This window comes from Leptospira jelokensis (genome assembly GCF_004769635.1).
Taxonomy (GTDB): Bacteria; Spirochaetota; Leptospiria; order Leptospirales; family Leptospiraceae; genus Leptospira_A; species Leptospira_A jelokensis.
In genome coordinates this window covers 375,791-390,975 of record NZ_RQGH01000026.1, presented here as the reverse complement: position 1 = coordinate 390,975, position 15,185 = coordinate 375,791, and the positions used below count along the sequence as shown (strand labels likewise).

Genomic DNA, 15,185 nt, shown 5'->3' with positions numbered 1-15,185 from the left:
TTAATGCATTATGGATAGACCACTAAAAGAATTAAAAAAACAAACTACTGAAATGATTGAATCATTTCAAACGTATTGGACAGCACAAAATTTCCAAGAAGACTATGATCGTTTATTATCATTGATTGAGAAAGCAAATGACCCAAAGTTATGGGACTCTCCTGAACAAGCGAAAAATGTAGCACAAAAACGCAATGAACTTCAGATGAAGTTAGATCCTTGGTTGGACTTAAAAAAAGAACTTTTGGATTTCCCTGATTTGATTGAACTCACATCTGAAGAGATGGGAGAGACTGGTTTAAAATCATTAAACGATGATTTTGATCGAATGTTTGAAGTATTTGAAAACTTGCAGATGTTAGATGCTCTTTCTGGGAAAGATGATGGGAAGGCTGCTTTTATCAACATTCATCCAGGTGCCGGCGGAACAGAATCACAAGATTGGGCGGATATGTTGCTTAGAATGTACACAAGGTTTTGTGAGCAAAAAGGATACCGTGCAGAGCTTGTCGACTACCAACCGGGTGAAACAGCAGGAATAAAAAACGCCACCTTATACATACAAGGTGACCATCCTTTTGGGTATTTAAAATGTGAGTCAGGGGTTCACCGTCTTGTAAGGATTTCTCCCTTTGACTCGAACAAACGAAGGCATACTTCATTTGCATCTGTTTATGTAACACCTGAAGTGGATGATGACATACAAGTAAACATTGAAGAAAAAGATTTACGTGTGGATGTATATCGGTCCTCGGGAGCTGGGGGACAGCACGTAAACACTACCGACTCTGCGGTTCGGATCACACACATTCCCACAGGCGTTGTTGTTTCTTGCCAAATGGAACGTTCCCAAATCAAAAACCGTGATACGGCGATGAAAATGTTAAAGGCTCGACTTTACGAGATGGAAAAACAAAAAGCCGAAGAAGAAAACGCCAAAAAAGCAGGCGAAAAACGGGACATTGCTTGGGGTTCACAAATTCGAAGTTATGTGTTCCATCCATACAATATGGTAAAAGATCATAGAACCGATTTTGAAACAGGAAATGTCCACGCTGTGATGGATGGAGACCTTGAAGATTTTATCATTGCCTATTTAAAATACCTGACAAATCAGAAGGCAAACGCTAAAGTATAATCCCATGTCTGTGAAACAGGATTTTTCTGGTGCATTAAGGAAAATCCAAAAAGAAATCCAACAACTTCCGAATATTACGGATCGTTTAAATTTCATTTTGGAAATGACACTTACACTTTTTGGTGCCTCGACGGGGAGTATTTCGATTATGGACCAAGAAGAAAAGGTCCTTACCATTGTTGCTGCCAAAGGCATGGACTGGGAGAAAAAAATTGCTGCAAAACTTCCGTTTAACTTTGGTGTTACGGGACGTGCGGCATCCACAAGAGAAATCACTTATGTTCCCGATGTAACCCTAGATAAAGATTATGTAAAACTTATTGAAACTGTTAGATCTGAACTAGCGATACCCTTACTTACCCGAGACTCTGTTGTAGGAGTCCTTAACTTAGAATCTGACAAAGTAAACTTTTTTTCCCCTGACATCATCAACCAAGCTACTCTTTTTGCTTCACAGCTAACAATCGTAATCTTAGAAGAAAGGATTGCAAAGGAAGCGTTTGAAAAATCCAAACGGGAAGAAGATCCTGTTGAAGAAATTTTGGGTTATGATCCAAGTATACTATTTTTAAAACACAGGATCCGTCAAGTGGGTCCTTCCGATATTTCGGTGATGATCATTGGAGAAGAGGGAGCAGGCAAAAAATTAGTAGCAAAGGCCCTTCATTTTATCTCGCAAAGGAAAAATGCTCCTTTTCACACTGTAGACTGTTCTGGTTTGAGTTATGAACTTTTGGAAGCAGAACTTTTTGGAAGTTTCAGTGGAAAAATTTTTAATCAAGGGAAATTAGAACAAAGTAATGGTGGATCCTTATACATCGAATCCATAGGAGACTTACCTTCAAATTTACAAAACAAACTCTTCCAAACTTTACGAGATAAATCGATACCCAATCCCAATGCGAAAAAAAAAGAAGAAGTATTAAATATACGAATCTTTACCGGAAGCAAACGAGATCTTTTGGAAGACATCCAAAAAGAAACGTTTTCGATGGATTTGTATTACCGCCTAGCAGAAGTTCCACTACGTGTACCTCCCTTACGTGAAAGAAGAGGAGACATTCCACTCCTTGCGCATCATTATTTATACCTTTACAATAAACAATATGGAAAAAACAAATCCTTCTCAACTGAGGCACTAAGAGCTCTCACTGGAATGCCCTGGAGTGGGAATGTGCGCCAACTCCAATCTGTCATCCAATACGCAGTCCTTGTCCCGCAAGAAACAGTTCTGGAACCATATTCTTTCCAACAAGATGGAAAACGGGAAGAAGAACTACGTGGCAAAACTTCTGGATTTGGAGACGGAACAAATGTTCTTACACCTAGCGAGAACTTATCCTTAAACTTAGCGATTGAAAAATTGGAGGCAATTTGGATCAAAGAGGCCTTCCAAAGAGCTTCCACACAAGAAGAAGCCGCAAAACTTTTAGGGATCAGCCGTGGTTCCTTGCAATATAAACTCAAAAATAACCAATTTCTGGGTGGTTTCAGCACCTAATCCCAAGAAAAGAATGGATCGAACGGCCAACTTGGTCGATAGTAAAAGAAAGGAGCTTCGAAGTGGCAGAAAGTTATTACCGAACCATCAGTGGTAAACAATATGACAATGAATTGTTAGAAATCGCAGAGAAGGCCACCAAACGCAGCAAAGCTCCTATTGGCAAAAATGTAGCCAAAACACTATTTGATGCCATCAAAGATGGTGGTGATTATACTGATGTTGAAAAACGCACTGTCAAATACATCCGAGATAATTTTAAATTTTCACCTGATGCCGACGAATACCTAAGATCTGAAATCCGTAAATGGGCAGCCAAGATCTCGGTTCCTGCTGCTAAGAAAAAAACACAATCTAAATCAGCTAACACAAAAGAATCATCAAACAAATCCAAATCTTCACGTTCTAAAAAAACATCGATCACTGTCGATGAATCGGAATCATCCTATATGGAGATTTATGATTCTAGAGAAGAATCCAACTACGAAGTTGCTCCCACACCGGAATACAATGAACTCGTTGCGTTAAATAAATTCCAAATCACACCAAAACAAAACCAGTTCGGAAAGTACATTCTTATTGGCCTTATTGTTTTGTTTTTGATTGTACTATTATTTTTTGGTGTGCGTAGTTGTAATCGCAATACACAATCGATTGGTACCAACAAAGAAAATGGATCAAACCAAGGATTGGAAACAAGTTCTCGTTCCTTAGAAAGAGTTAATTTGGAAACCGGAAAGGTATCAAACAAATTTGATTCTAGGGCCAAGGCAATTCGTTTTATCAATGACCTTCAAATTCGTTTTATCAAACAGAGTATGGCTACTGAAGATTTGGCAGCGGATAAAATTGCAACGCTTGCTGATGCACTTAAGTCATACCCAGGGATCAAAGTTCGTGTGAAAGGCCATACTTGTTTCATTGGTGAGATGGACGAAAATAAAATTTTGTCTGATGAAAGAGCTAAGTTTATTTATGATGAACTGATTAAAAATGGTGTGAACCCGGGACAACTCGAATACCGAGGTTTTGGTGAAACAGCAGAAATTGATACCAACCAAACAGAAGTTGGTCGTATCAAAAATAGAAGGGTAGATTTCACCGTTCTATCCGTAAATCCTGCAGATTAGTTTGTAAACGATACAAAGATTTTGTGAGCATCCGTTTGGTAGACCGAACGGATTCAAATAATCCTTCGTACAATAACAAAGATTTTTTTGCCACTCCGAGCCTTGGATCTTCTTTTTCTTCCAAACTCAGATGTTCATCATAACCTTCGGTGATCGTTAAAATCACTCGTTGGATTCCTAAACTTAGAATTTCATTTAAACCTTTTTTTTGTGATACTTCTTCGTCAATCCGATCCATTTGTTTGATATCTTCAGAAAATGTTTTGGGATTGATTTGGTTTTTTTTTATTTGGTTGTAAATCCTTTGCGAAACACTAAGACCTTGTTTCACTAATACCACAAATTCATTTAACTGCGTAATGGTATTTTGTAGGTCTTTTGTAAGTATAGATTGGTCAAAAAAGGATGGGTTGTGCATTAGTTTGGATTGGATCAAATCCTTTGCATTTTGAACCGACTCTTTTTCTTTTTCTGAATCATTGTTCACATTCAAAAATTCTCTTTCAAAACTAGAATGTTCCATCCCTTCTAATTTAGCACCAAACTTGGTTAAGTTGGTCCACGGATTTTCTTTTGTGTGATCTTCAAACCATTTTTTAAAAATTAACATCTTTTCGTTTGTGATGTAAGTTTCATTTGAATTCCCGAGGACTTGTTTCTGTGGAAGGGCAAAGAGTTGTTTATAATTATGTTTTTCTCTCCGAAACTTTCTTGATTCTAAGTAATTGAGCCTTTCCTCTAAGACTGCTCCTTTGGAGTGGGCAAGGCCTTTCGTAAAACTCAAATCTTGCCCCACTAAATACACTTTCTCGGCACCCATTAGAGTGCCAAGGCTTGCGGCATTTGTAGAAACGGATCCACCGAATGGAACAGAGCCAATTTCTCCAGAAGAAGTTTTTTCTAATAATTGGATGAGAGGGAATGGAGAAGAAGTCACAAATCCTTTTTTTGGTCCTTTGTCCAATCGCAAACTGATATAAGTCGATGTAGGATCAAAAATTAAAATCCCTTCGCCTTTATAATCTTCTAGGTATTGGCTATTCAAAGCTTGTGGATCAACCGAATAAATCAGATCTGGGTCCACTCCAAAAGAAGTTAAGATGGGAACTGCTGTGTCAACTGCAAGCAATAAGAATTGGTTTCTATACTTACGGAGTTCTGGGATGGATTCGGATAAACTTGGTCCGGCACAGGCGATGACTATTTTTAATCCGTTCGCTATCCCAAACAAATCAGAGACAGGGCGAAACTTTGAAAGTTCGGGAAGATTATAACAAATGTTTTTTACCCAAATTTTTTCAAATCGAGTGAGTGTCGCAAGGTTCACATCTTTTTTGTGAAACATTTGTTCGGCGATGTGCTTCAATCGTACATAGTCAGATTCTTTCCATTGCCAGGACCCGCGGTGAGGTACAAAACTAATCGGATGGGTTCCCTTTCCTTTGACAGCTTCTGAAAGTTGGTCTTCTAAATGTTCTCCAGTGATGAGGACAAGTTTACCCGACAAAAAAGCTTCCGAAAAATCAAATTTGCGAAATGCTTCGAATATCAGAAAGGGAAAAGGTTCCATCCACAGGATAGTAACTTTAGGTCTTTCTAATAAATAGGGAATGATGTAACCAATACCAGCACCAAACAATAGATAAATCCGTTCCGTTCCATCATGTGGAAGTTCGGTAACAAATCGTAAGGCTTCTTTTTTCGGATCAAATTGGCTATGGATCCAGACCCCATCTATGACTAAAGTATCATCTCCTGTTTTGGATAACACTCGTCTGTAATTTGTTCCCTCTACCATGGTGTTCTCAGTTTGGATCCATTCCGAAACAGCAGAAGGTAAACTCGCTAAATTTTTGGAAAGAAACGAATCGTTCACTTACGGTTCCAATACGATTTTTACATTCATGTTAGGTGAAATTGAGGCATTTGGTTTTGGTTCTTGCGTTTTAACAAAACCAGATCCTTCAAGAGTGTAAGTAACTTTTAATTGTTTTAACACTTGCAGAACTTCGGAAGCGGTGAGTCCTGTGAGGTCTGGCATTTGTTTAGGATCTACTTTAAATATTTTGTTTTTTTGGTTTTGCAATCTGTAAACCAAGGCCTTTTCACTTCGTTCCACGATCGGAATGATACTTTCCACGACTTCACGAAAAACAGGAGCAGCAATCCCTCCACCTGTATGTGACTCCCCACCAGGTTCATCAAAAACAATCAGACCAACATACTTTGGTTTGTCGGCAGGAAAAAATCCAAGAAAACTTGCTGTAAAAAGTCCTGCCTGGTACCCAGCCCCTGCTTTTGCTTTTTGAGAGGTACCGGTTTTTCCTGCGATGAAGTAGTTTTCCAAATAAGCTTTTTTCCCTGTTCCCTGTGAAACTGCTTTTCCCATCGCATTTAATGTTTTTGCGGCGGCTCCAGGTTTAATCCCAAGTAATTCTGATTTGTTGGAAAATTCATGTACCAATTCCCCATAAGAATTTGTAATTTGGGATACAACCGACGGTTCAAATAAAATCCCACCATTCACAACGGCTGCAGCAGCTGTTATGAGTTGGATGGGTGTAACGGAAACCCCTTGCCCAATGGAGAGGAAGTAGGGAGTACTTTTATTCCATTTGTTTTGAGGGGCGAGGTATCCTTTTGCTTCGTGTATAGAAAAATTAGTGCGTTTTCCAAATTTAAAATTGTCCAGATAACGATAATATGTTGCCTCATCAATTTTTTGTGCGGCCTTAATGATTCCAACATTACAAGAATATTGTAATATTTCATCCAAGTTAACATGGCCATGGTTATCCGTACAACGGATGGTTGTTTTGCCAATTTCAATGTAACCTGGACAATGGAATCGTTCTCCTGGTAAAATTTTACCCTCGTTTAAAAGCATGAGTGCGATAAAAATTTTCATCGTGGATCCTGGTTCATACACATGTCGGATCGACCAATTGGTATGAGATTCCACTGGGAAATCTTGGAAATGATTGGGATCAAAACTTGGAAAGGATGCCATGGCCAAAATTTTTCCAGTTTCTGTATCCATAATCATCCCGATCCCACGTTTGGATGCAGTTTGTTGGAAGGCTTTTTGTAAGGACTTTTCCAAACGATATTGAATGATACTGTCAATTGTTAGGTGAACATTATTTCCTTTAGATGACTCTGCATCCGCTGTGGACAAAAGTTCCAAATTGTACAACATCTCAAGGCCCGATAAGGCTTTGTCATCATCATAACCAGTGAACCCAAGCAAACTGGCCGCAAGGCTTCCTTGTGGGTAAATCCGTTTGTATTCTTTTTCAACACGGACACCTGGAAGGGAAAGTGTTTTGATTTTTTCTGCTTTGCTTAAATCAATTTCACGTTTTAACAAAAAATAATTTTGTTTGTCGCGAATGGTTTCCATCAATTTGTTTGTTGGAATTCCAAGAACAGGGCCTAACTCTTGTGCGGTGAGTTCTGGATCGTAGATATTGGAGGGATCTATCCCAACAGTTGCAGATTCTCTTGAGATTGCCAGTTCGATCCCTCGGCGATCGTAAATTGTTCCCCTTTGCACATATTTGTTTGCTTTTAGGTTGATGATGTTTTCGTTGAAGTAGGTGAGATACACCACACGGAAAATTAAAACGACGAATAACGAGAGGATAAAATAAAAAATATACTTAAAACGAAGTTTGTATTCTGTCATTGTTAAAAATAAAAGACTACCTTTCCTTTGATTTTTTCAACAGGCACAAGACCGAATGACCTCGAATCAGTAGAATACTGACGATTGTCACCGAGTAACAAATAATAACCGGGCGGAATCCTCCCTTGTTTGTCCATCGCTAAGAATGGGGAATGATGGCGATTTAAAAATACAGATGTGGAAGGTTCACTTGTGTAAGTTCCTTTGGGAAGGTAATTTTCTAAAAGTTCCATGGAATCAATCAGCACTCGACCTGACTCAATGGAATAAAATTCCCCTGGAAGACCGATCACACGTTTTACCACAAGTTCATCTTCTTGGCTGACAAATAAAACCAAATCTAATTTGTCGATACTCGGTTCTGTATATAAAATCTCTGTTCCAAAAAATTTGGCGGAAATGGCAAATCCACCTTTCCAGACAAAGACAACGGATCCGTGTTCCAAGGTTGGGTACATGGAATTTCCCTGGACGGAGTAAATTTGGAATAAAAAGATGCGGACAAAGAGTAAGAAACAGAGAAATAAGAGGATGAAGAGGCTCCTCCTCAAGTAACGTTTGCATTTGAGCCACCATTTGGGGCCTTTTGTTTCTGTTTCCATATCCATCAAAAAACGATAAAAATCATTCGTGCATTTTTCCCCTTTCCAAAGAATGGAAAAGGAAGTTTCCGTAAATCTGAAGCCTAGAGAAGTCTATGTCACTTACAAAATATCAATTCCGAGCACAGTTTCGCTGCACGAACGAGGCCTGTCGTAAAACCTACCCACTCCACCAAGTGATATACTCTTGTTCCAGTTGTGGAGAACTTCTGAATGTCGAACACGATTTAGACAGCCTAAAGAAAATCCCTGCAAACGAGTGGAAGTCTACTTTCGAATCTCGTTTCCGTTCCAGCCAATTTCCAAATGCATCTGGGGTTTGGGGGAAAAAGGAATGGGTTCTTCCGGAAATCAACGATCAAAACATCATCACCTCAGGGGAAGGGACAACCCATCTCTACGACGCTTCCCGATTTGCCAAAGACCTGGGCTTAAAAAGCCTACATGTAAAACAATGCGGAGTTTCTCACACAGGTTCCTTCAAAGATTTGGGCATGACCGTCCTTGTGAGCCAAGTGAACCAAATGATCGCGGATGGCGTTCCCATAAAAGCGGTTGCTTGCGCGTCCACCGGTGATACTTCAGCAGCACTCGCATCCTATGCAGCAAAAGCTGGAATCCCTGCCATCATCTTACTACCAGCTAACAAAGTTTCAACGGCACAACTCATCCAACCGGTCTCCAATGGTGCCATTGTATTGGCACTCGAAACGGATTTTGATGGTTGTATGGCAGTAGTGAAAGAACTCACACAAGAAAAGTCAATTTACCTAGCAAATTCCATGAATTCCCTTCGCATTGAAGGCCAAAAATCGATTTCCATTGAAATCACCCAACAACTGGGTTGGAAAGTGCCGGATTGGGTTGTGATCCCTGGTGGGAATTTAGGGAATGTGTCTGCCCTAGGAATGGGTTTTGAAATGATGTTCGAACTTGGTCTGATTGACAAATTGCCAAGGATCATCTTAGCCCAAGCAAAAAATGCGAGTCCCTTGTATGATTCGTTTAAGAAAGGTTTTGCGGAGTTCTCACCAGTCACTGCTGAAAAAACCTTAGCTTCGGCGATCCAAATTGGTGATCCTGTTTCCGTGAAAAAAGCGATCCGTGTTCTCAAAAAATTCAATGGGATAGTGGAAGTGGCAACGGAAGAAGAATTAGCAAACGCGGCGGCAAAAGGGGATTTGTACGGATTGTATAACGACCCTCATACGGGCGTGGCACTTGCGGCACTTTTGAAATCCATTCAGTCTGGTGAAGTCAAACCAAATGAGTCAGTGGTTGTCATTTCTACTGCAAACGGCCTTAAATTCACTGAATTCAAACTGGCCTTCCATGAAGGGAAAATTCCAAAAGTGGAGGAAGCTCTAAAGAATGTGATTTTGCCGTGCAAACCAACTCTTTCGGGTGTGATGGAAATCCTAGGCAAACATTTGAAGAAAACATAAATCGCTAGACAAATCCAGAATCTACTGGCAAATTTTTGAAGTTTACCGGTATGTCCCAAGAGATTTCTCTCAGTCCCGATTTTTGTCATACAGTCGACAAGGCAGTTTTGGCTGGGAAAAAAATTTCCATGATCACCTATGTGATGGGAGACATAGGTGAGTCCAAACTCAAATACATTTTACTCAAAATATTGAGTTCTGTCGGGAGGGAAGACCTGATGGAGCTTTTTTACACTGCCGCAAAAGAACTCATTGTCAATTCGACAAAGGCCGCGATCAAACGCATCATTTTCGAAGAACTAAGACTCAATATCCAAAACTTAGAAGATTATGAAGAAGGAATGAAGCTCTTCAAATCGAGTTTGAATGAACGCAAATTTCCGACCTACAAACGAAAGATGAGAGAGTCGGGGCTTTTTGTCAAAATCACTTGTATTTACAAAAAAAACAAAATCGATTTAGAAATTCGAAATAATTTTCCACTTTTGCCAATTGAGGCAGAAAGGGTAAAAGAAAAGTTTATTAATGCTAAAAAGTATGATAATCTATTCGAGTTCTTCATGGAACATGGCGACAGTACAGAAGGTGCGGGTATGGGTATCACGATGGTAGAAATATTATTGTCTCAATCTGGATTTGATCGTCGTTTATTTTCAATCTATTCTTCAGAAAGGAAAAAGGAAACAGTAGCGCGTGTAGAAGTTCCATTGGATGACATACCAAAATCGAATGGAATTCCTGAACAACTGTTTGTAGAATAATGTCAGAACTAAGCTCAAAAGCAGACCAATTAAAAAGACAAGCAGACCTCCTTGGTTTGACAAGAGAGGCCGTGTTTACTGATGAACAGGCCAAAGAAGTGTTACAAGGCAAAATCACTGATGGTTACCTTGTAAAAGTCAAAATTGATTTGGACAGTTTGAACGGTATGGTGCTCATTTTGGTTTCATCCATCCGTAAACACATTATGGAGTTGTATGCAGTTGTGGGAACCTCTCCGACATTTCGCCGCATCCGAACCTTCGCTGACCATGTTCAAATTTCTACAGACTTAGGTGATATCGGTAAAACAGGTGGATATGATCCTGCTATTTCAGAAAATATTGGCCGTGCGGTTCACCGCACCTTCACCAAAGAGAAGTTAGAGGAACTCCTTCCACTTTGGCAAAAAAAAGATCCATCGCACATTGCAGAAATTTTAGAGAATCCAATTCTTATGGCAACCAAAGGGAGGAATATCAAACTCCAAGCAGAAGTTGATAAAATTTCCACTGCTAAGTTTCGGTATGAAAATCCGATGAAGGGTGTCATCCTTCCCATCCCAAAACCAGAAGATGAAGCACCAAATGCACAAGATGCATCAATTCCCTCGGTCTCCACCGAACCGACAAAAGGTGAAGGATCTGCATTAGAAAGGCAAATCGCGGGCTTCCGAGTTGGTTTTCCAAAAGAACTCAATATGAAAACTGTCATCTCTCCGATCAATGGTGTGGAATTTGACAACCTCATAGAAGGGATGGAAATTTTATTCAGAGTTCCTACAGAAACTCCTGAAGGGATGACCAATGCACAAATCCTTGGTCTTATCGATGAAGAAGGAAAAATTAAAAAGGAACCGGTTGTTGGAAAATTTTTAGGAATCGCAAGCAACAAAACCGAATACCATATTTTCGCTGAAGGTCCAAATCAGTATTTATTGCATTCAGTAGAAGAACATCCCGTTAAAGTTGCAATTCCAAAACCAACTGTTATGGCTGGCGCTGGAAACAAAGTGGGAGCTGGTCAAACACAAAAGAAAAAAGGTGGCCAAGGCCAAACCCAGGAACCAAAATCATCTGGTGCCAACTTATTTATGTTAATGGGTGCCTTTATCACAATCGTTCTCATTGGTGTTTTGATTTTTGTGATGGTGATTTTGTAAAAAGAATGAGTTTTTAGCAAAGAAGCTGACGCAATTTCTGTTTCACTTTTACGATGAATGAAAATTGGAATGGATTTTTTTAGATCAATTGACAAAACAAATTTAATTCAAAGTTTTTTGCAGTCGTTCTTACTGGCCATTTCGTTTTATATGGGAATGATCATTTCGGGATTGGGTATGAACCCCTTTGCCTATCACGGACTGGTTGCATTCCTTCCCAATTTAATTGGTCTGATATGCCTTTCTTTGTTATCGAATCTTTCTATTAAGTTCAAGTCTGCCGCAACCTCTTCCTCCTATATTTGTTCGTTTATCATCCTATTGTATTGGTTCGGGAATCTAATTTTTTCCAATTCTCTTTTGCCTATTCACTTACGATGGACTTGTGGAATCTTCATCGTGTTAACCATCTTCTTCAGATTATTAAAATCAGAAAAAAACAAAATGATTCCGAACAGGATGTTAAGTTGGGGAGGAACGGTGGTTGTCAGTCTGGTAATGTTACTCTTTTCATTTTTACCAAATCCAAGTTTGTCAATGCTTTGATCACAATGCACTGCCATCACTAAACATAACAATTTCTTTCAAAGTATGGTTGGCTCATTCCAATCAAATCCAAGAATATTTAGATTTAAATTTGAATTTCGAAAATCGTAACGAAGGGAATCTATAGATACGATTTACCCCGCCACAACAATGTTGACGAGTTTGCCTTTCACATAGATTTCTTTTTTGATTTCTTTTCCCACCCAGAATGGTTTTGCTTTTTCCACTTCTTTGGCAAGGGACAAAGCTTCTTTTTCTTCGATGTCTCTTGGTGCTAAAAATTCACCACGCATTTTGCCGTTCACTTGGACAACAATGGTGATATTGGCATCAATTAAATACCTTTCATCCCATTTTGGATAAGGATGGTAAGCAAGGGATTCTTTATGACCGAGTTTTGCCCATAGTTCTTCTGCTAGGTGGGGAGCAAATGGGCTAAGTGCTAAGACAAATGGTTCTAACACTTTTTTTGGTTTTCTAGGATTACTTGTGAATTCATTGATGAAGATCATCATTTGAGACACTGCTGTGTTAAACGAAAATCCATCGATATCGTCTTTTACTTTTTTAATCGTACGATGGAGGGTTTTGAGTTCTGCTTCATTTGGTTCGATATCTTCCACAAAGAAAGATTCATTCTCGCCAGTGTGAAAGAGGCGCCAAACACGATTTAAAAATCGGAACACTCCATCGACTCCATTTTTACTCCACGGTTTGGACATCTCAAATGGACCCATAAACATTTCAAACAGACGAAGGGTATCAGCACCATATTCAGAAACAACATCATCTGGATTGACAACATTGCCCCGAGACTTTGACATTTTTCCTTTGTCTTCACCTAGGATCAGACCTTGGTGGACTAACTTTTTAAAAGGTTCTGGTGTAGAAACAAACCCCAAATCAAAAAGGATTTTATGCCAAAATCTGGAGTATAATAAGTGCAATACGGCGTGTTCTGCCCCACCTACATACACTTCTACTGGCATCCACATCTTCTCAAGTTCAGGATCAATGAGTTTGTCGTTGTTTCTGGGATCAATGTAACGCAGGTAATAATAACAAGACCCAGCCCACTGTGGCATGGTATTTGTTTCTCGTTTTCCAATTTCCCCAGTCTCCGGGTCTTTGTAAACTAACCAATCTTTGGCGAGAGCAAGAGGGGATTCTCCTGTTCCAGAAGGTTTGAATTCTTCCAAGTCTGGTAATACTAAGGGTAGTTCTTTTTCGGATAATGCTTTTGGTGTTCCATCTTCAAAGTGAACGAGTGGAATGGGTTCACCCCAATACCTTTGTCTTGCAAAAAGCCAATCTCTCAGTTTGAATTGGATTTTTTTACGACCAATTCCTTTTTTTTCAGCCCAATTGGACATGGTTTGGAAGGCGTCTTTGTATGACTTACCATCTAACTGCACTTCTGTGGAAGAAGAGTTGATGCATACTGATTCTTTGGAATCAAAGGCAAGGTTTGCTTCCATTTTTCCATCAATGACTTGTTTGATGGGCAATTGAAACTTCACTGCAAAGTCATAGTCTCTTTGGTCGTGGGCAGGAACCGCCATAATGGCACCCGTTCCATAAGAGATTAATACATAATCAGAAATATAGATTGGAACCTTTACGGTTGCATCAGTCGGTAACTGAGCATAAGAACCAGTGAACACACCTGTTTTGTCTTTATTCAGTTCGGTTCGTTCCAAATCACTTTTTAAGGAACAATCTTTTTGGTAAGTTTCCACAGCCAACTTTTGTTCTGGAGTTGTCAGTTCTGCGACAAGAGGATGTTCCGGCGCTAGAACCAGGTAGGTCGCTCCAAAAATGGTATCGGGACGTGTGGTATAAACAGTGATGTCTTTCTGTACACTTGGAACATGGAAACTGAGTTCTAAACCTTCTGATTTTCCAATCCAATTGCGTTGCATTTCAAGAGTGGATGGTGGCCATTCGCAAAGCGAAAGATCATTTAACAACCGTTCTGCGTAAGAAGTGATCCGCATCATGTACTGGCGCATGGGTTTTCGTTCGACAGAATACCCTTTTGAGGTCCATTCTTCTACTTCTTCATTGGCAAGTACGGTTCCGAGAGCCTCACACCAATTCACAGGGATATTCGCTTCATACACCAAGCGGAAATGGGACAAAATGTCCTCTTTTTCTTTCCGAGATTTGGATTTCCAATCGGCAGCCGAGAATTGGATCCCTTTGGGGAGTTCTATCCCTTCAAAAGCCCGAGAACCTTCCGTTTCCAAGGTTTTGATCAGTTGGGTGATGGGAACCGCTTTGTTTTGCTTTCGGTCAAAGTAAGAATTGTAAATTTGTAAAAAAATCCATTGGGTCCAACGGTAATAGTCTGGGTGGGTAGTGGAGATTTCCCTTTCCCAATCATACGATAACCCAAGGCTTTTGATTTGGCGGCGGAAGGTATCAATATTGTTTTTCGTAGTCGTTCGTGGATGGATGCCCGTTGTCATGGCATAACGTTCTGCAGGCAGTCCAAAGGCATCCCAACCCATGGGGTGTAAAACCTCGTATCCTTCCATACGTTTGAGTCTTGAGATGATGTCTGTCGCCGTGTATCCTTCTGGATGGCCAACGTGAAGGCCTGCACCACTTGGGTAAGGAAACATGTCTAAACAATAGTATTTAGGTTTGGATGAGTGTGCGTTTGTGCGAAAGGTCTGGTGGTCGTCCCAGTATTTTTGCCATTTTTGTTCAATATCTTGGAATGGATAATTCATCGACTAACGTAGAGAAAGTGTAGTTAATTCTACTTTCTCACGGAGTCGATGATTTTTACAAGCTTTTTGAAACTCTTGGACAAACAAACTTTGCAAAGATTGTACTGATAAAGGGTAGTGACGGAGCCACATTCCGCACAAGGTTTAAGATTGTTAATTTTCACATTCATAAAGTCTGCAGTATTTATCTTTGTATTGCATTCGAGCATTTTATATTTACCTGTATGAGTCCGCTTATCGACAGTGCTGTTCATAACTTCCCAAAAATCCCCCAAAAACGGGAGAGGGGAAACACTACGATGAAGTTACTTTATATGAAACCCACCCTTTGGGGTCAAAAAAAATTAGGATGTACACACAAAAAGATAAGGAATTTTTTCTAAGTTTTTTTTTGCCGAGGTGCAATAGAATTGGAACGAAAATGATAATTAAAAAAAAGATAACTGTAATCAAAAAAATTGAAAAATCGATGTTAG

At 39.7% G+C, this 15,185-nt stretch carries 11 protein-coding genes; 7 read left to right on the top strand and 4 right to left on the bottom strand.

What is annotated here, in order from left to right; translation table 11 throughout:
- Positions 1-10: 10 nt before the first annotated feature.
- The 3 genes from prfB to EHQ62_RS11730 all read left to right on the top strand — a co-directional run bounded on the left by prfB (position 11) and on the right by EHQ62_RS11730 (position 3,769).
- On the top strand, positions 11-1,138 hold the full coding sequence (prfB, locus tag EHQ62_RS11740) for a peptide chain release factor 2 (RefSeq protein ID WP_135643007.1): 1,128 nt from the start codon (positions 11-13) through the stop codon (positions 1,136-1,138).
- Between the two features lie 4 nt (positions 1,139-1,142).
- On the top strand, positions 1,143-2,639 hold the full coding sequence (locus EHQ62_RS11735; RefSeq protein ID WP_135643005.1) for a sigma 54-interacting transcriptional regulator: 1,497 nt from the start codon (positions 1,143-1,145) through the stop codon (positions 2,637-2,639).
- Between the two features lie 62 nt (positions 2,640-2,701).
- The gene (locus EHQ62_RS11730) at positions 2,702-3,769 is read left to right on the top strand and encodes an OmpA family protein (RefSeq protein ID WP_135643003.1); all 1,068 of its coding nucleotides are present in this window, start codon (positions 2,702-2,704) and stop codon (positions 3,767-3,769) included.
- On the opposite strand, the gene EHQ62_RS11725 is transcribed toward EHQ62_RS11730, so the two are convergent.
- The 3 genes from EHQ62_RS11725 to lepB are packed head-to-tail and all read right to left on the bottom strand — an operon-like array spanning position 3,738 to position 8,059.
- Entirely contained in the window at positions 3,738-5,645 is a 1,908-nt protein-coding gene (locus tag EHQ62_RS11725) for a motility associated factor glycosyltransferase family protein (protein WP_135643001.1), read from the bottom strand. The two genes, EHQ62_RS11730 and EHQ62_RS11725, sit on opposite strands and share 32 nt — an antisense overlap.
- Positions 5,646-7,457 (bottom strand): penicillin-binding protein, encoded by a 1,812-nt coding sequence (locus tag EHQ62_RS11720; protein ID WP_135642999.1) that lies wholly within the window; start codon positions 7,455-7,457, stop codon positions 5,646-5,648.
- 2 nt (positions 7,458-7,459) lie between these two features.
- Positions 7,460-8,059, bottom strand: a complete 600-nt coding sequence (gene lepB, locus EHQ62_RS11715; RefSeq protein ID WP_244241751.1) for a signal peptidase I — start codon at positions 8,057-8,059, stop codon at positions 7,460-7,462.
- A gap of 95 nt (positions 8,060-8,154) precedes the next feature.
- Here lepB and thrC point away from each other — a divergent pair, with 95 nt between their 5' ends.
- The 4 genes from thrC to EHQ62_RS11695 all read left to right on the top strand — a co-directional run bounded on the left by thrC (position 8,155) and on the right by EHQ62_RS11695 (position 11,971).
- Positions 8,155-9,504, top strand: coding sequence for a threonine synthase (gene thrC / locus EHQ62_RS11710; RefSeq protein ID WP_135642997.1), 1,350 nt, complete (start codon positions 8,155-8,157; stop codon positions 9,502-9,504).
- Positions 9,505-9,554: 50 nt separating this feature from the next.
- Positions 9,555-10,265, top strand: a complete 711-nt coding sequence (locus EHQ62_RS11705) for a hypothetical protein (protein WP_135642995.1) — start codon at positions 9,555-9,557, stop codon at positions 10,263-10,265.
- On the top strand, positions 10,265-11,425 hold the full coding sequence (locus EHQ62_RS11700) for an LIC10486 family protein (protein ID WP_135642993.1): 1,161 nt from the start codon (positions 10,265-10,267) through the stop codon (positions 11,423-11,425). The genes EHQ62_RS11705 and EHQ62_RS11700 overlap by 1 nt, the downstream gene beginning before the upstream one ends.
- Before the next feature lie 69 nt (positions 11,426-11,494).
- A complete protein-coding gene (locus EHQ62_RS11695) occupies positions 11,495-11,971 on the top strand; it encodes a hypothetical protein (RefSeq protein WP_135642991.1) in 477 nt (158 codons plus the stop codon).
- A 134-nt stretch (positions 11,972-12,105) separates the two neighbouring features.
- Here EHQ62_RS11695 and leuS read toward each other — a convergent pair whose 3' ends face one another.
- Complete coding sequence (leuS, locus tag EHQ62_RS11690; protein ID WP_135642989.1) at positions 12,106-14,709, bottom strand: leucine--tRNA ligase; 2,604 nt, start codon at positions 14,707-14,709, stop codon at positions 12,106-12,108.
- Between the last annotated feature and the right edge of the window lie 476 nt (positions 14,710-15,185).

Coding starts and splice junctions, on each gene's coding strand:
- prfB (WP_135643007.1), top strand. CDS start 11: ATGGATAGACCACTAAAAGAATTAAAAAAACAAACTACTGAAATGATT.
- EHQ62_RS11735 (WP_135643005.1), top strand. CDS start 1,143: ATGTCTGTGAAACAGGATTTTTCTGGTGCATTAAGGAAAATCCAAAAA.
- EHQ62_RS11720 (WP_135642999.1), bottom strand. CDS start 7,457: ATGACAGAATACAAACTTCGTTTTAAGTATATTTTTTATTTTATCCTC.
- lepB (WP_244241751.1), bottom strand. CDS start 8,059: ATGGAAACAGAAACAAAAGGCCCCAAATGGTGGCTCAAATGCAAACGT.
- thrC (WP_135642997.1), top strand. CDS start 8,155: ATGTCACTTACAAAATATCAATTCCGAGCACAGTTTCGCTGCACGAAC.
- EHQ62_RS11705 (WP_135642995.1), top strand. CDS start 9,555: ATGTCCCAAGAGATTTCTCTCAGTCCCGATTTTTGTCATACAGTCGAC.
- EHQ62_RS11700 (WP_135642993.1), top strand. CDS start 10,265: ATGTCAGAACTAAGCTCAAAAGCAGACCAATTAAAAAGACAAGCAGAC.
- EHQ62_RS11695 (WP_135642991.1), top strand. CDS start 11,495: ATGGATTTTTTTAGATCAATTGACAAAACAAATTTAATTCAAAGTTTT.
- leuS (WP_135642989.1), bottom strand. CDS start 14,709: ATGAATTATCCATTCCAAGATATTGAACAAAAATGGCAAAAATACTGG.